The sequence below is a fragment of the Streptomyces zagrosensis genome (assembly GCF_014203645.1).
Lineage (GTDB): Bacteria > Actinomycetota > Actinomycetes > Streptomycetales > Streptomycetaceae > Streptomyces > Streptomyces zagrosensis.
Genome location: NZ_JACHJL010000008.1, coordinates 14,215 through 28,959, shown reverse-complemented (window position 1 = coordinate 28,959; position 14,745 = coordinate 14,215). Strand labels below are relative to the sequence as shown.

The window sequence follows — 14,745 nt, the reverse complement described above, 5'->3', positions numbered from 1 at the left end:
GGGTCTGGTGGTGGCGGTGGTGCTGGTGTGTGCATGTTGTGTTACGTCTCCGCGGCCGCGGGGTGTGTGGGTGGTAGGGGGCTGACCGCTTGTCCTGTGGGGGTGCGGTAGCTGTCGGGGACGGTGGTGGATGCGGTGCCGGTGGGGTCGTGGCGGTAGGTGCCCCATAGCGTGCGGGTGCGGTCCAGGCGGATCGCGGTGGGTAGGCGCAGTGCGGTACCGGACGTGCCGGGCATGTCTTGGACGACGGCGCTGCGCTGCTGGCCGGCGTCTTGGGCGAGCTCGATGGCCTCAAGGTGTAGGCCGACGAGGTCTTGGCTGCGGCCGAGGCGCAGTGGCCAGGTGGGGCGGCGCAGGATGTGGTGCCATCGGTCGGGTTGGTCGGTGATCCAGACGGTGAGGGTGGGGAAGGCGAGGAACTCGCGGTCTTTGGGCACTGGGGTGGTGGGGCGGCCTTTGGCGTCCAGGGGGTGGTAGGTCTCGAGGTCGACGCCGTGCCCTTGGGCGTGGAAGGCCATGGCGAACTGGAAGGTGGGCGAGATGTGCTGCCAGCCGCCGGCTGCGGCGGCGAGCATGCCGCCGACTGTGCTGGGCGGTGGGCAGGGCAGTCCGATCTGCATGCCGGTGTATAGGGGGTTGCGGAAGCTAGCGACGGGTGCCGTGAAGGTGGCCTGCAGGGCCGTGTCGGGTTTGGCGGCTGTCATGCCTTGGCGTCCTGGGTGTCTTGGAACCAGTGGTCGTGGGTGCCGTCTTCGATTTCCTGGGCCACGGTGTTGAGGACGGTGCGTGGGTGGTCGATCGTGACGGTGCCTGAGGTGATCAGGTCGGCGAGGTCGCGGCGGGCGCGGTCGCGTTGGTCGCCGAGGAATCCGGGCGCCCATCCGATGCGGACACATCCGTCGAGTTCGTCGCGCCATGCGGCGATCTCCTCGGTGAGCGTGTCAGCGGCGAAGGAGGGTTTGCCGTCCTTGTTGCTCAGGACGCGGGTGAAGGGGTTGACGCCGCCCTTCTTCGGGGCGAGGAGGATGAAGGCTGGGGTGCGGTCGCCGTAGTGGGCGGCGGGCTTAGCGCCACCGCGTAGGGCGGCGAGCGTGCGCAGGATCAACGCGGCGCGGCGGCGGCGTTCGGGGAGGCCCAGAGTGAGTGGGGTGAGTCCGCGGAAGGTGGTTGCGGTGGCGCCGGCCGCGGTGGCTTCTTCGGCGGCTTGTGGGGGTAGGGCGATGCGCAGGCCTTGGCCGTCGGTCTCGAAGGTGCCGATGCGTGGTAGGTCGAGGTTGAGGTCGCCGGCGCATACGGCGGTGTAGAACTCGTGCTCGTGGATGACGGGGTTCTCGTTGGCGTTGAAGCCGCGGGTCATGGTGCCGAAGTCGGATGTGGGTCGTTGGGGGGTGACGCTGACGAAGGTGCCGGTCGCGCGGACGGTGTCGCGTTGGCAGGAGCTGTCCTTGTCTTTGACGGCGACCATGTAGCCGAACAGGTCGTCGTCGATGTACAGGTCGGGGCGGCCCTTGGTGTAGGCCTGCTGCTTTTTGCCCTGGCCTTCGCGCAGGACGGGGGAGAGGGGTTCGGTGGTGGGGAGGCTGTCGCGCGGCCAGCGGCGGACGGCCTGGGGGGAGATGTAGGGGTAGGTGTCCCGGCCGACTTGCATCTTCTTGACGACGCCGACGTTGTCTTGGCCGCGTCCGTTGTTGGGGGCGCCGGCCTGGATGTCGAGTGCGAGCTTTCCGGCAAGGTGGGTCACTGGAGGGTTCCTTCCTCAAGGGCGTCGGTGTCGGTGGGGTCGATGGCGTCGGGGTCGAAGTCCTCGACGGTGGCTTTGGCGTCTTTGGGCTGCCAGCCGCGGCGGTGTAGGTCGGCGAGGGCACAGGTGAGCAGGTACTGGCGGAAGAACCAGGCGTTGCTGTCCTGGCTGGGGGAGAACAAGAGCTCGAAGCCCCGCTCGGTGATCAGTGGAGCGTTGTCCTGTGGTCGCGTCAGGACCCATTCGACGCTGTGTCGTTGGAGCCAGTTGCGAAGGTCGCTTCCGCGGCCGGCGCGGAACAAGGCATGGAAACCGGTGAGTTCTCCTCCGGTGTCGTCGATCTTGAATAGGGCAGCGACCCGCTGAGCGGTCTGTCGGATTTCAGCGAGATCTTTTTCTTTCATGTGCATCACCTCGTGCAGGTAGGAGCCGGTGAGGTCGGCGACAGCGCAGGACTCGGGGGCTGGCGCTCCGCAGGCTTCGCTTCGAGCGACCAGGTGGGAGGCGAGGGTGGCCGGGAGGCTCTCGGGCCGGTGAAAAACCCGCCAGGCCAAGTTGTGCGCGCCACTGTTCTTGTCGGTGCGGCAAGCCCGCAGCAGGCAGGCGAACCCGCGGCGCCGGGTGGGAAGCCGCGTCGTGGTGCGCAGCCATTCGGCAAGTGGCTGGACCAGACGGTGAGAGGCGAGACTTTGGTCCTGGTTGTTGTTCGTGAACACCAGCAGTTCCACCCCGGCCGTGACGCGGTGCTCGTAGCCGCGCAGTGCCGTCAGCGCAACGAGCCCTGGTTGCGGGCTGGCCGGCTTCGCTCCTGCCGTGATTAGCAGTCGGTTGCGCTGTACCTGCTGATGGGTGACGTGGGCCGTGAAGCGCTCATTTCAGGTATGGACAACTGCGCTCGGGCCGCCGGAGAGCCGACTGCCGAACGGGGTGGCGTGGAAGGAGCAGACGCAGGGCCAACACAGCCCAAGACCTGAGTGCCCACGCGGGGTGGTGCTGCGGTAGGCCGTGGACGCGGCCAAAACGACATCGCTCATGCCAAAGAACCCGACCGCCGCAACGCCGCACAAAGCACACTCCGCCTCAGGCCAAGTCTCTCGTGGGGGAAGGGAGCGCCAGGCTCGGACCGCCGCGGTGACCTCCGGATCGGGGAGCTTCCTGTTTCGTGGGTGGTTCATCTTGCTGTTGGGCCACAAGCTGTAGGAACACCTCAAAAGGAACCCGGCCTCGGCCTTCGTGTCCCGCACGAGCGCGGCACGCACAGTAGCCTCGGTGGCCGTATCGGTGGCCGTGGTGAACAGCGGGCTCGACACCAAGTCCGGGTGCCGTACTCCGGCGAACGCCGCGAGAGCAAACGCCCCGACCCGTTGCAAAGGGTGAGGGGTCAGCCGCAGCCAGGCCTGCTCGGGATCGCGGTCACGCGGCCACCCACCCAAACCCAGCCCCAGTCTGCTGCCCCAACCCCGCAGACCACAGTGCGGATAGCGCACCGGAACTGCCGGTGAGCTCGATCTCAACCGGCGCTCCCGTTCGACGCCCGGAATGCCCCTGGCCGCTGACACGAAACGTGCGGCGCACACCAACCCAAGTGATGCCCTCGACCGTGATGCCAGGGTCCTGGCCGAAGGTCTCGGCCCGACGGTTGAGATTGCGCTCCAGCGCGACCGGATATGCCGGATCCTCGGGAAGCAGCGCCCGCACCGCAGTGTGCTCGCCACCAGGTTCGGGCTGCTTGTACTCGGACAGGTGCAGCGGATTAACCGTGCGCAGGCGGGCTCGACCGGCAGTGAATGAAGGAGCCTGTTGAACGGTGACGCTACCGACTTGCAGCGCGACCCCACCCCAGTCCAGTACCGAGTGTGCAGGGTTCATGAAGTGCAAAGCCAGGGCTTGCACGAGCTCGGGCAGTGGGCTGCCGAACTCCCCATGCCCTGCTCCACCCGCCGCATACTTTCCGCGCATGCGGCGCGCCTGGGGAAACATGGGCGCGCTGTACTCGAAGGGAGCCATGCCGTGCTGGCCCCACCCACTCTCATGGACGCGCTCAGCTAAGTCGGGCGCAGTTCGACGCAATGCGTCATAGACGATGCCCCGTCCGGGAGCGAGAACGTTCTCCCACGGGATCTCCCGAGCCCGCGTGCTGATCTCCAAGCGAAGCCGCACAGTCCCCTCTTCCTCTCCCCACCCGGGGCGTATGAGTGCACGTGGAAGTACGCCACCCCCCCCCAAACACGAGGCGTTGGCCCACCGGTACGCAACGTACACGGGGGCTCTGACAATGACTTCGGACCTGGGAAAAGTCAGCGAGAGAGGCACCGGGCCGGCCATCCGCATGTCCTCCACCATGCACCCCGGCTCGCGGGCCCTCCAGGGCCGACCGGGTCTCGCCCTACTGCGGCGGCAGGCGAAGAGACAGAATTCTGCGGCTGGTCGTGGTTGCGGGCGATGACCACGGGCCCCGGTTGTGCCGTGGGTGTGGCGGTCCGCTGATGCCGTCGGTGAAGGCGACGGTTACGTTCTGTTCGTCGGCCTCCGTTCCCGGCCCTGGCTCCGGCTGCAGCGCACGCGAGCGAGAGGAGCAGGGCGTTCAAGGCCGCCTGGGTCGCCAACTGCCGACAGCTTGTTATAAGTTGGACGGTTCGGGTGAGACGTCTCGTCTCGGCACAGCGCTGCTCGCTCTGCTGCCGGAAACGGGCACGGTGTCGGCGGCGCACGCAGCAGCGCGGGGTGCGAGACCGCATTCGGCGGACGCAGGGCCGCTCCACGCGTCGGTGCGGCGTGCCCTTTCCGGCGGCTGGAGGCCGCTGGATGGTACGAGGTGATGGGCTCTTGGCGCCATCAATCGGTCGACGTGGTGCCCCTGCTGACGCGGTTCGCCCCATACTGCTGAATCAAGTCGCCAGCCACAGCATGTCGCACGTCGTAGGTCAGTTGCGTCGTCCCAGCTTTATCGATCGCGCCGGCGATCTCTTGGACGAGTTGGTCGATCTCGTGCTTCGCGGTGCTCCAGACGGTGTCCCGCTGGGTGCCGGCGGTGTGGACGATCAGCCCATATAACGCCGGGAGGTCTGGTTGGTCTCGCAACTTAGCCCTGTGCCGATACTGCGCTATCAGGACGGCCGCTAGGGGGAGGAGGGCGATGCCCGCGGTGGCAACGGCGAGGACGCCACCGACAATCGCGCTGATCTTCATCCTCTTTGTGACCGCATCGCGGGCCGCGCTGTTATCCCTTCTCACGAGAGGCAGGCTGCGCTGCCCCACGTATGAGATATTGCGCAGGGGATAGGCGTCGCCTCCGACCCATAAGGCGCCTCTTTCAATCCGTACCTGGACTGGTCCGTACCCGACTGCCATCTCGCCACCCTCGTTCGCCGGAGGAACCGGAGCCGCACTGTAGCGGAAACGTGCCCAGGTAAGTGCCAACGTCAGACGGTAGCATCGGCTGGGGCGGCGAAGCCCGTGTAGACCGCACTCTCCACCACGCCGACGTTCAGGCCGACCTGCTGCTCAACACCGACTCCGAGTAATTCCAGGTCTGTATCGACCTTGGCCACCCCGATCGGCCAGGGTTGCTGAAAGAAATCACACAGCCTCCAGGCGGCGAGGCCACGCATCGCCGAGGGACTCGGTATCAGCTCGGGTGAACTGGCGGGCTTGCACCGTCGGTTCGAGGTCATCCCGGGCGCCCAGGCCCACGGTCTACTCGTTCCACATGACGCTGTCGTACTCACGTGATCCGTTCTGCTGCTTCACCACCAGCCAGGACCTGGCGAGCTTCTTCGACTGTCACCGGGCCGCGTTCGCGCACTTCGGCGGGGTGCCGATGACGATCGTCTACGACCGCACCAAGACCGTCGTGCGCCGCCACGTCGCCCCGGGCGAGGCGGTTCCCCTGCATCCGGAGGCGGTCGCGTTCGCCGGGCATTACGACTTCGACGTCCTGGCCGCTTACCGCCCGACCGGGAAGGGACGGGCCGAGCGGCAGGTCCTGATCGTCCGCGATCATGTGCTGGCCGGACGGGCCTTCTCCTCGATCGAGGAGAAGGATGCCGCCTTCGCGGCCTGGGTGCCGCTGCGGCGGGCGAAGGTGCACGGCACCCACGGCGAGATCATCGGGCACCGGGCCGTGCGCGATCATGTGGCTCTGCGGCCGCTGCCGCCGACTCCGTGCGTGGTGAGCCAACGGCATCTGCGGCACGTCGGCAAGGACTGCCTGGTCGCCTTCGACGCGAACCTGTACTCGGTGCCCGCCCGCAAGGTCCGTCCACGCCAGCTCGTCGAGATCAGGGCCACGAAGTCGCAGGTCACTCTGTACTCCACTGTCCCTGCCGCCGCCGGGGACACACTGCTGGCTGCCCACCCGAGGGCCGTCGGCCGCGGCGCGAAGATCGTGGACGAGAGGCACTGGGACGGCCTGCCCACCGGAGCCGGACGGCGGACCACCACCGGCGATGTGGTGCCCCAGCCCCGACGCGACCAGCTGCCCGGGCCCGATGCCGGCTCGCTGCAGGCCCTGCTGAACCGGGCCGCTGCCGCCAGCGTCGAGGTCGGCCGCCGACCGCTGTCCGTCTATGACGAACTGACCGGCACCCGTCCCTTCACCACCAACCGAGCGACGAAGGAACCCTCTTGAGTCAGCTGACCGGCAACCGCATCCGCACCACGGCCAGCAAGCTCGGCCTGCCCCATCTCGCGGAGACCATCCACGAGTTCACCCGACGGGCCGACGAGGCGAAGATGGGCTACCTCGACTTCCTGGACCTGGTCCTGTCCGAGGAACTCGCCGTCCGTGATGACCGCCGCTTCCGTCAGGGCCTGCGGCTGTCGCGGCTGCCACATCACAAGACGCTGGATGAGTACGACTTCTCCTTCCAGCCCGACCTCGACCCGCGCAAGGTCAAGGATCTTGCGACCCTCTCGTTCGTCGAGGCCAAGGCCAACGCGGCTCTGCTCGGCCCGCCCGGCGTCGGCAAGACGCATATCGCCGTCGCCCTCGCGGTCGCGGCCTGCCGGGCTGGCTACTCGATCTACTTCACGACCCTCGACGACATGGTCCGCAACCTCAAGACCGCCGAGGCCGCCGGACGGCTGGTCAACAAGCTCGGCACCTACCTGCGGCCGAGCGTCCTCGTGGTCGATGAAGTCGGCTACCAGCCCCTCGAACGAGCCGAGGCGAACCTGGTGTTCCAGGTGATCTCGAAGCGTTACGAGAAGGGCTCGGTAATCCTGACCTCGAACAAAACCTTCAGTGAGTGGGGGCCAGGTCTTCGGCGACGAGGTCCTCGCCACTGCGATCTCCGACCGCCTCCTGCACCACTGCGAAGTCGTCCCCATCAACGGCAACAGCTACCGGCTCAAGAACCGCGTGCAGGCCATCGAGCGGGACACCGACGTGGCCTGAGCAGTGGTGCACATAACGCCGTACGCGGTGGTGCACTCAGACGAGTACGCCGACACCGACATCCGCCGCTGGGCCAAGAAGCACGAAGCCGAGCTGTGCTTCACCCCGACCTACGCCTCCTGGGCCAATCCGATCGAGGCGCATTTCGGACCGCTTCGGCAGTTCACCCCCGCCAACTCCCACCACCCCAACCACCCCGTCCAGACCCAGACCCAGGCCCTGCACGCCTGCCTACGATGGCCAACGCCACCGCCCGCCATCCAGGCGTCCTGACCGCAGAGCGCAAAGAACGCGCCCGAATCCGGTACGGAAAAGGCTTCCGCTGGGGCGGACGCCCCCCTCCCCGCCACAGCCCGAACAAGCCGGCGAACCTACGCGGTCAGAGCACTAGACGGCCCGCACCTCGACCTCTCCCGGACTCATCCGACCCCGGACAAATCCGGGCCCCCTGGACGAGCTCGTCTCCAGCTCCGCCCGGCGCCCTACACCGCAGCGGTCGCCAGTACGCCCTCCGGCGCGGCTGACCTCCACTGGGCCGCCCTGCTCGCGAATCCGCTGGGTGATCTGGACCAGGCATGACCACGTGGAATCGCCGCAGAGAGCCGGGGGCTCCCGATCTTTGTTTCTGGTGACAGAAGGCTGCTGAATGAGTATTTGTGACAAGCCGTGTGCCTCGTTTGCGACTATCAGGCTGCTTCGACCGGTTCCATTCGCCAGCTCATCCGACTTCGCCGGTGACAATTCCTGAGCTTCGGCTCATTTAGACTCGAACAGGTTCATTTTCAAGTCGTCACCTGTTCAGGCTGCCTGTGTGAAACGCCCAGACAGGCATACGGAATTAATTTTCCCAGGCTGAATATGTGAAACACACGCATGGTCGTGTGGAAGTACTGTTCCGTGCCGTGAACGCCGACTGCTAGCGTCGATATCGTCGGCGCCGGGCAGTCGGCTCGGTTGTTTACCTGGAGGGCCGGACTGTGTCACCTCAAGCTGGAACCGCCAATAAATCGTGGAGGGATGTGGCGGATTCCATCGAATTCGTTCCCGCCGAGTACTCGAGCAGGACGCAACCGGAGTCTACGGCCTGGGAAATTTTAAGGTGTGATCCGCGTGGTATCGACACGCTGGTTGCCGCGGGCTTGCCGTTCGAGTATCGGTCGGGTATGCGTCATTTCGACGTGAACGACCTGTACAACCTCGGGATGTATTCTGGCAGGTCGAATACACAGCCGGAGCTTGCGTTTCGCATGCTGTTCCGGTTCGCGGGCCGGTCGGTGGATGACCTGCTGCACGAAAAGCGATGGGACTTCCGGGTTCAATTGGAGTGTGTCGGGTGCGAGGGGGTCGCGCCGTGGCGTTTCGAGGCGCCTGATGTCGTCCGGTTCGGTGGGCGTGTCGCCGGAGTGGTGGCCCCGCGGGCGAGCGAGGGGACGGCCGGGTACGAGGCGACCGTCACCACGGCGGGTGCCCGGACCCCGCTGGTCTCCGCCGAACTGCGGCGACTGACTCGCGACTACCTCGAGGCCGGTTACCGCTGGCAAATGATCCCGGTTGCTATGCAGGCCGACTACCAGTTGGTGCACGCCCTGGGAGTGACGAGTTGTATCGCGGCGAGCCTGTCGCTTGCCGAGCGCTTCCGTGCGGCGGGGTATCGGGCCGAGGCGAAACGCGGCTGGTTCTGCGGTGTGCTCGGCGGTGCTCTCGATCTGCCGCACGCGTGCGTGGAGGTCGAGGACGACGACGGTGTGATCAAGACCGTCGACATCGCCAAGGCTCAGCTGGCCGCCCGGCTTTCGCCGAACACCGGGGACTTCCGAGAGCTTTGTGTCGGGTCGATCTACAACAAGGTGATTCCGTCCACCGCGTCCGGCAACGCGTCTTTCGCCACCCACGAGTGTGGGTCACGGCTGCCGGTTCACGTGCGCGCGGACATCCGATCGGTGCGTTGACTCCCATTCCCACGCCACTCCGTTTGGAAGGACAAGTTTGAATGGCGGTACGTGACATAGAACCGGTTGTGCTCGACCTGGGTCGGCTGGAGAACCTGGCCGAGTCCGGTTATTACAACCCGTACACGATGTTCGAGTGGCCTGATGCCATCGAGTCCGAGCTGCCGTGGATGTCCGAGAATCTGACCACTCTTGCCGGCACGCCCATGTGGGACGAGTTGACCCGCGAGCAGCAGATTACGCTCACCAGGTTCGAGGCGATCAATTTCTTCAGCCTCAACATCCACGGCATCCGTGAGTTGATGAGCGAAGTCGTGATGCGCATCCACGAGCATACGTACGCGAATGTCTCGGAGTTCCTGCACCACTTCATTGGTGAGGAAAACGAACACATGTGGTTCTTCGCGCAGTTCTGTCTTCGTTACGGCGGCAAGCTCTACCCGGCCCAGCCGGCGCTGAAGGCCGATTCGGGGGACCATTTCTCATCGGTGGCCCGTGAGTTGATTGTGTTCGCGCGCATCCTGATCTTCGAGGAGATCGTCGACTACTACAACGCGAACATGGCGACCGACCAGTCGCTGCCGCACATCGTCCGGGAGATCAACCGGGTGCATCACCAGGATGAGAGCCGACATGTCGCGTTCGGCCGGATGATCTTCACTAATCTGCTCGCCCAGGTGGCCAAGCGAGACCCGGACGAGGTACCGGTGGTCGCCGAGTACCTCGAGAACTACCTGCAGTACAGCATCAGCACTCTCTACAACCCGGCCGCCTACCGGGACGCGGCCATCCCCGACGCGTTGGCGCTGAGGCGGCGTGCCCTGGCACACCCCGCGCGGGTGGAGGCGCACGATCGCGTGCTGAAGCGGACGCGGAGGTTCCTTTCCAAGGCGGGAGCGGGCAGGGAGATCATCAAATGACGACCGAACCGATGCAGGCGGTCCGCGAGTTCATCATCGGCCGCAACCCCAAGCTCGACGGTCTTTCCAACGACTTGGACCTGATCGACAGCCGGGCCATCAACTCCCTCGCGTTCATCGAGTTCATCTTTCTGCTTGAGGAGTTGACCGGTGAATCCATCGATCCCGAGGACCTGAACCTAGACGACTTCCGCACCCTCAAGGCGCTCGAGACCCGATTCTTTACGAAGGAAGCCGCATGCTGACGACAGTGACCGACAACGGCCTTGGAGTCCTCGACGGCAGCCAGCTGAGGTTGTTTCGAGCGATCGATGCGGCGTTCCTGCGCCTGGCCGACGACTGGCAGGCTCCGGAGTTCCGGTTCCCTTTCCTGATGCGGTGCCAGGACCTCGACAACTTCGGTTACTACGACAACTTTCCGCATCTGGGGCTTGCCGCGACCCGGCTCGACCCGGAGCGCCTTGGCGCTCTGCTGAAGCAGCCGCCCCGGCCGGTCGAGCAGATGCCGACCGAGGTCATGGAGGCAAGCGCGTTCGCGCTGCCCTCGGCCGCCTGCTACTCCATCTACCTTGACCTGGCCGGGTCCGTGCTGCCCGCCGATGGCGTGCTGCGGACCACGGTCGGCACGTGCTTCCGCAACGAGGACCACTACCAGGGCCTGCAGCGCCTGCTCGGCTTCTCCATGCGTGAGATCGTCTGCGTCGGACCGGGGGAGACGGCCAAGAGTCATCTGATCCGGGCCAAAGAGGAAGTGATCTCCCTGTGCGCCCAGCTCGGGCTAGACCTTCGACTTGAGGTCGCCACCGATCCGTTCTTCGACGAGAACGGCGGCAAGGCCAAGATGCAGCGCCTGTTCCCGGTGAAGGAGGAGTTCGTCGTCGGCGGGCTTGCAATCGGCTCGGTCAACTATCATCGGAACTTTTTTGGCGAGCGGTGTGCGATCCAGGCCGGCGACGACACGGCGCACACGAGTTGCCTGGCCTTCGGCCTGGAGCGCTGGGTGTACACCCTGACCGAGCGGTTCGGCAGCGCCGATGCCGCGGTGTCTGCAGTCGAGAGCCTGAGCTGATGCGCACCACGTTGGCAGGGGCGTTCGGCCTGGACGTGAGCCTGCTGCAGTCGGGTATGGGCGGTGTCGCGGGCACGGAGTTGGCCTGCGCGGTGTCCAACGCAGGGGCGGTCGGCTGTGTGGGCGGCTACAAGCTGGTCGGCGGTGCGCTGTCAGCCATGCTCGACCGGTTGACCGCAGGTACCGATCGGCCTGTCGGCGTCAACCTGATTCCGGAGGTGGTCGGGCCAGAGGAGCTCGATCGGCAAGTGGCACAGGTGCTTAACGAGACACCGGAGCGCGTGCATCTGTCCTTCTTCGGGATGCCCGACGACGCGGTGTTCGAGCGGGTGGCCGCGGCGGGGCGGCAGACGGTGGTCCAGATCGGGACGGCCGAGAGCGGGGCGCACGCGGCTGCGCACGGCGCGGTGGTGGTGGCCCAGGGCATCGAGGCGGGTGGCCACCTTCTTGGTACGTCGCGACGTGACGACCTGGTGGCCGCACTGCGGGCACTGTTGCCCGACACCTGTCTGGTCGCCTCGGGCGGCATCGGCTCGCCCGAGGAGGCCGAACGGGCACTGGCCGCCGGTGCCGACGGGGTGCTTCTTGGCACCGCCTTCGTCGTCGCCCACGAGTCTCGGGCCCACGCCCGTTTCAAGTCGGCGGTGACCGGCGCAGACGAGACCGACACCGTGATCACCGACGTGTACGCGATCGGGTGGCCGGGCCGGCGGCACCGCGTGCTCGCCACGACCGTCACCACCGACCCGGGGCAGCCCGCAAAGTTCATCGGCAAGACGGTGGTCGAGGGCAAGCCGTACCTGGTGCCACGCTTCAGCGCGGCGGTGCCCACCGAGGCGACCAGCGGCCGCATCGAGGAGATGGCGCTGTACTGCGGCCGGTCCTGCGGTGCGATCTCCGACGAAGTCTCGGCGGCCGATGTCGTCGCCACATTCGCGCGGGTCCTCCCGGGGCCCGAAGCCTACAAGACCAAAGAGCGGGTGGAAAGTTATGTCGGCTGACGCAGCGCAGGATGAGTATTACCACGACCTGAGTTATCGCGAGGACGCGCCACGGGTACGCACCAGGGCGGACATCGAACTCTACTGCGAGTCCACAGGCGACGGCGTTGCCATCACGACGCTCAACAACTTCTTCTTCACCGCCCCGTTCTGGCGGGACTACACCGGCGAACTCGCCAAGCACTACCGCGTGGTGAGCTACGACCTGTGCAATCACGGCCACTCCACGCGTCTGGAGCAGGAGCCGACCTGGGAGGAGCACGCGACGGACCTGATCGGGCTGCTCGACGGGCTGGAGATCGACTCGACATACCTGCTCGCCTCGTCGGCCTCCACCCAACTCGCCCGTGATGTGGCCCTCGCCTACCCGGACCGGGTCCGAGGCCTTGTGTTGGCCGGACCGGTCCTGGGCCCGCAGGGAATGCGGCGTCACCGGATGCTCCAGCGGTCATGGGTGCGGACATTGAACGACCATGGCGTACCCATCCTGTTCAGCCACATGTACCCCGAGTTCGTCAGCACGCAGATGAACGAGGACTACGGCTCGGCGGGCTTCCTCGGCCTTCGAGAGAGCTTCTTGGCCATGTCGACGCCCGAGGAGCTCATTAACGGTCTGACGCTGGCTCAGCAAGGCGACTCCAACCCCGCGTTGCTGACCCGCATCCAGATGCCGACGCTGATCACCCTGGGTGACGACGACATTCTGCTCAGCCCGACGGCGGGCCACGAGCTGGCCGCGCTGTTCCCCAACGGCCGCTGCGAGATCATGCCGAAGGCCGGACACGTGCCCTTCCTCGACGACCCCGAAGGCTTCCAGGAACTCGTACGGAAGTTCATCGACGAAGCAGAAGCGAATGCCTGACACCGTGGTGAAGGCACGGCAGCAGATTCGCGAGCTGCTGGTCGATGTGTTCGGCGGCCCCTCCTTCGTCGACGGAGTGCACGATGCTGTGTCGCTCCGCGAGGCCGGGCTCCCTTCCACCGCGCTGGTCGCTCTGCTGGTCGCGATGGAAGACGCGTTCGGATTCGAGTGGGACGATGACGTCCCGCCGGAGGCGTTGCGCTCGATCGAATCGCTGGCAGGCCACGTCGCGGCGCTGCGCGACTGAAACCCTCACGGTGTTTATTGAGCAGGCCGTGCCCTGGGGCGTGGTACCGGAGATGTCGATGGAGACGTCTCCGGTACCGCCGCCCCACGGACCGGCCGAGCAATTCACGGCCGGTCGTCGTGCGGCCGCCGCGGCACTGGCCGCGGCCGGGTCGATCGAGCGTACGGTGCCACGGGCCCGAGACGGCAGGCCGCTCTTTCCCCAAGGATTCGCCGGTTCGATCTCCCACACCGGTCGGCTCGCGATCGCCGCGGTGGTCCCCGGTGCCGAGACGGTCGGCGTCGACATCGAGCCCACGGTCATGACCCCTCGTGTGGCCGCGTTCTTCCTGCGCGAACAGGAGCGGCGCCTGCTGCTCGCCCCGATCGGGCACTACACCGCGCGCGACCTGTTCGCCGCCAAGGAGGCCGCATTCAAGGCGATGAATCACATTGGCACGTTGGGGGAGTTTCTTTTCTGGCAGATCGACCTCAGCCAGTCCGACGGCGCGTTGATCGCGACGTACCGCGGCGAATCGGTGCCTCTGTGGATTCGCTCGGAGGCGGATCTTTCGTTCGCCGTGGCGATACGGCGTGGGGGTTCATGGGATGGGAGGTCCCGACGCACACATTGAGCGATGTCGTGGCCCAGATGACGGATCTGCCGACCGTACGGGGCGGCCATGAGGAAGGCGGCGGAAGAACGCCGTTTCAGACCTCCGGCTGCCGGAAGCCGTCGAGATCCTCCGGCTGACCTGACGCCTCGATTCTTCTGCCCACTCGCCCTCATACGAGCGCGACCTTCCGCTTGGTTCCGGGCTGTTGCCCTCATCTGGAGATCTACATGACCACCACGCCCCCGCGCGAGGAGAGCGCGCGCTTCCAGCGCACGCTGATCCCCTCGAAGATCGTGTTCGTCATCGCCGCAGCCGCCCCCCTGGCCGCGATGGTGTTCACCGTCCCGCTCGTCTTCGCCTTCGGTAGCGGTGTGCCAGCCATGTTCCTGTTTGCGGGCCTGACCCTGCTGTGCTTCTCCGTCGATTATGCCGCCATCCCATGGCGGATCAGTCACATGGGCGGCTTCTACCCCCACATCGCGCACGGCCGCGGACGTCGTGTGGCGACCGGCTCCGGACTGCTCGCGGTGCTTGCCTGCAACGCCGCCACGGTCGGGGTTCTCAGCGCCTTCGCCTACTTCACCCAGAGTGTGGCCGCAGCTCACGGTTTTGACCTGCCCTGGCAGATATCGGCGGGACTCGGCTTGCTCCTGGTCGGAATGCTCGGCCACCGAGAGGCCGAGCCCAGCGCCCGGCTGCTGTCCATCTGCATAGCGTGTGAGATCGCCATCTTGGCCCGCCTCGGCGCCGCGGCTCTTTCATCCGCCTCCTTTGCCCCCGATGAAGTGCTCGCCCCCGGGCTCGGCGTCTGCGTGATGTTCGGCTTCGCTTCCTTCCTCGGCTTCGAATCGGCCGCCCTGTATGGCGAAGAGTCCAAGGCACCACACCGCAGTGTGCCCCGCGCCACCGTCGTCGCCGTGCTGACGGTCGCCTTGTCCTTACGCCCTGACTGGCTGGGTCGCC

Annotated in this window: 16 protein-coding genes and 2 pseudogenes; 11 read left to right on the top strand and 7 right to left on the bottom strand. The window is 66.2% G+C overall.

Features of this window, described 5'->3' with window-relative positions; genetic code table 11:
- Positions 1 to 41: 41 nt before the first annotated feature.
- From cas5 to FHS42_RS16525, 6 genes are all read right to left on the bottom strand, one after another.
- Positions 42 to 704, bottom strand: a complete 663-nt coding sequence (cas5, locus tag FHS42_RS16550) for a CRISPR-associated protein Cas5 (RefSeq protein ID WP_184573006.1) — start codon at positions 702 to 704, stop codon at positions 42 to 44.
- A complete protein-coding gene (gene cas7i / locus FHS42_RS16545) occupies positions 701 to 1,741 on the bottom strand; it encodes a type I-B CRISPR-associated protein Cas7/Cst2/DevR (RefSeq protein ID WP_184573005.1) in 1,041 nt (346 codons plus the stop codon). The genes cas5 and cas7i overlap by 4 nt, the downstream gene beginning before the upstream one ends.
- Positions 1,738 to 2,457, bottom strand: a complete 720-nt coding sequence (locus FHS42_RS16540; RefSeq protein WP_184573004.1) for a hypothetical protein — start codon at positions 2,455 to 2,457, stop codon at positions 1,738 to 1,740. Before FHS42_RS16540 ends, cas7i begins: the two co-directional genes overlap by 4 nt.
- Before the next feature lie 697 nt (positions 2,458 to 3,154).
- Positions 3,155 to 3,721, bottom strand: a complete 567-nt coding sequence (locus FHS42_RS36235; protein ID WP_221476586.1) for a CRISPR-associated endoribonuclease Cas6 — start codon at positions 3,719 to 3,721, stop codon at positions 3,155 to 3,157.
- A gap of 855 nt (positions 3,722 to 4,576) precedes the next feature.
- The gene (locus FHS42_RS16530) at positions 4,577 to 5,092 is read right to left on the bottom strand and encodes a DUF6232 family protein (RefSeq protein ID WP_184573003.1); all 516 of its coding nucleotides are present in this window, start codon (positions 5,090 to 5,092) and stop codon (positions 4,577 to 4,579) included.
- A gap of 71 nt (positions 5,093 to 5,163) precedes the next feature.
- The gene (locus tag FHS42_RS16525; RefSeq protein WP_184573002.1) at positions 5,164 to 5,415 is read right to left on the bottom strand and encodes a hypothetical protein; all 252 of its coding nucleotides are present in this window, start codon (positions 5,413 to 5,415) and stop codon (positions 5,164 to 5,166) included.
- 35 nt (positions 5,416 to 5,450) lie between these two features.
- Between FHS42_RS16525 and FHS42_RS16520 the strand changes: the two genes are divergently transcribed.
- The 11 genes and pseudogenes from FHS42_RS16520 (at position 5,451) to FHS42_RS16470 (ending at position 13,800) form a co-directional block, all read left to right on the top strand.
- Positions 5,451 to 6,371, top strand: a complete 921-nt coding sequence (locus FHS42_RS16520; protein ID WP_446696881.1) for a Mu transposase domain-containing protein — start codon at positions 5,451 to 5,453, stop codon at positions 6,369 to 6,371.
- Positions 6,368 to 7,139: pseudogene (istB, locus tag FHS42_RS16515) on the top strand (IS21-like element helper ATPase IstB). The gene FHS42_RS16520 and the pseudogene istB overlap by 4 nt, the downstream one beginning before the upstream one ends.
- 57 nt (positions 7,140 to 7,196) lie before the next feature.
- Positions 7,197 to 7,477, top strand: a pseudogene (locus tag FHS42_RS16510) (IS630 family transposase); the annotation flags it as partial.
- A gap of 681 nt (positions 7,478 to 8,158) precedes the next feature.
- On the top strand, positions 8,159 to 9,088 hold the full coding sequence (locus FHS42_RS16505) for a hypothetical protein (protein ID WP_184573001.1): 930 nt from the start codon (positions 8,159 to 8,161) through the stop codon (positions 9,086 to 9,088).
- Between the two features lie 41 nt (positions 9,089 to 9,129).
- Positions 9,130 to 10,008, top strand: a complete 879-nt coding sequence (locus FHS42_RS16500; protein ID WP_184573000.1) for a diiron oxygenase — start codon at positions 9,130 to 9,132, stop codon at positions 10,006 to 10,008.
- Positions 10,005 to 10,253: a phosphopantetheine-binding protein gene (locus FHS42_RS16495; RefSeq protein WP_184572999.1), complete on the top strand. Its 249-nt coding sequence runs from the start codon at positions 10,005 to 10,007 to the stop codon at positions 10,251 to 10,253. Before FHS42_RS16500 ends, FHS42_RS16495 begins: the two co-directional genes overlap by 4 nt.
- Positions 10,254 to 10,258: 5 nt before the next feature.
- Positions 10,259 to 11,077 carry a class-II aminoacyl-tRNA synthetase family protein gene (locus tag FHS42_RS16490; RefSeq protein ID WP_184572998.1) on the top strand — a complete coding sequence of 273 codons (819 nt, stop codon included), beginning with the start codon at positions 10,259 to 10,261 and terminating at the stop codon, positions 11,075 to 11,077.
- The gene (locus tag FHS42_RS16485) at positions 11,077 to 12,078 is read left to right on the top strand and encodes an NAD(P)H-dependent flavin oxidoreductase (RefSeq protein ID WP_184572997.1); all 1,002 of its coding nucleotides are present in this window, start codon (positions 11,077 to 11,079) and stop codon (positions 12,076 to 12,078) included. Before FHS42_RS16490 ends, FHS42_RS16485 begins: the two co-directional genes overlap by 1 nt.
- Positions 12,068 to 12,940, top strand: a complete 873-nt coding sequence (locus FHS42_RS16480) for an alpha/beta fold hydrolase (protein WP_184572996.1) — start codon at positions 12,068 to 12,070, stop codon at positions 12,938 to 12,940. The genes FHS42_RS16485 and FHS42_RS16480 overlap by 11 nt, the downstream gene beginning before the upstream one ends.
- Positions 12,933 to 13,187: an acyl carrier protein gene (locus tag FHS42_RS16475; protein WP_184572995.1), complete on the top strand. Its 255-nt coding sequence runs from the start codon at positions 12,933 to 12,935 to the stop codon at positions 13,185 to 13,187. Before FHS42_RS16480 ends, FHS42_RS16475 begins: the two co-directional genes overlap by 8 nt.
- Complete coding sequence (locus tag FHS42_RS16470; RefSeq protein ID WP_184572994.1) at positions 13,117 to 13,800, top strand: 4'-phosphopantetheinyl transferase superfamily protein; 684 nt, start codon at positions 13,117 to 13,119, stop codon at positions 13,798 to 13,800. The genes FHS42_RS16475 and FHS42_RS16470 overlap by 71 nt, the downstream gene beginning before the upstream one ends.
- Positions 13,801 to 14,005: 205 nt before the next feature.
- On the opposite strand, the gene FHS42_RS36230 is transcribed toward FHS42_RS16470, so the two are convergent.
- Entirely contained in the window at positions 14,006 to 14,164 is a 159-nt protein-coding gene (locus tag FHS42_RS36230) for a hypothetical protein (RefSeq protein ID WP_221476585.1), read from the bottom strand.
- Between the last annotated feature and the right edge of the window lie 581 nt (positions 14,165 to 14,745).

Coding starts and splice junctions, on each gene's coding strand:
- cas5 (WP_184573006.1), bottom strand. CDS start 704: ATGACAGCCGCCAAACCCGACACGGCCCTGCAGGCCACCTTCACGGCA.
- FHS42_RS36235 (WP_221476586.1), bottom strand. CDS start 3,721: ATGTTTCCCCAGGCGCGCCGCATGCGCGGAAAGTATGCGGCGGGTGGA.
- FHS42_RS16530 (WP_184573003.1), bottom strand. CDS start 5,092: ATGGCAGTCGGGTACGGACCAGTCCAGGTACGGATTGAAAGAGGCGCC.
- FHS42_RS16525 (WP_184573002.1), bottom strand. CDS start 5,415: ATGACCTCGAACCGACGGTGCAAGCCCGCCAGTTCACCCGAGCTGATA.
- FHS42_RS16520 (WP_446696881.1), top strand. CDS start 5,451: ATGACGCTGTCGTACTCACGTGATCCGTTCTGCTGCTTCACCACCAGC.
- FHS42_RS16500 (WP_184573000.1), top strand. CDS start 9,130: ATGGCGGTACGTGACATAGAACCGGTTGTGCTCGACCTGGGTCGGCTG.
- FHS42_RS16495 (WP_184572999.1), top strand. CDS start 10,005: ATGACGACCGAACCGATGCAGGCGGTCCGCGAGTTCATCATCGGCCGC.
- FHS42_RS16485 (WP_184572997.1), top strand. CDS start 11,077: ATGCGCACCACGTTGGCAGGGGCGTTCGGCCTGGACGTGAGCCTGCTG.
- FHS42_RS16480 (WP_184572996.1), top strand. CDS start 12,068: ATGTCGGCTGACGCAGCGCAGGATGAGTATTACCACGACCTGAGTTAT.
- FHS42_RS16475 (WP_184572995.1), top strand. CDS start 12,933: ATGCCTGACACCGTGGTGAAGGCACGGCAGCAGATTCGCGAGCTGCTG.
- FHS42_RS16470 (WP_184572994.1), top strand. CDS start 13,117: ATGACGTCCCGCCGGAGGCGTTGCGCTCGATCGAATCGCTGGCAGGCC.
- FHS42_RS36230 (WP_221476585.1), bottom strand. CDS start 14,164: ATGGCTGGCACACCGCTACCGAAGGCGAAGACGAGCGGGACGGTGAAC.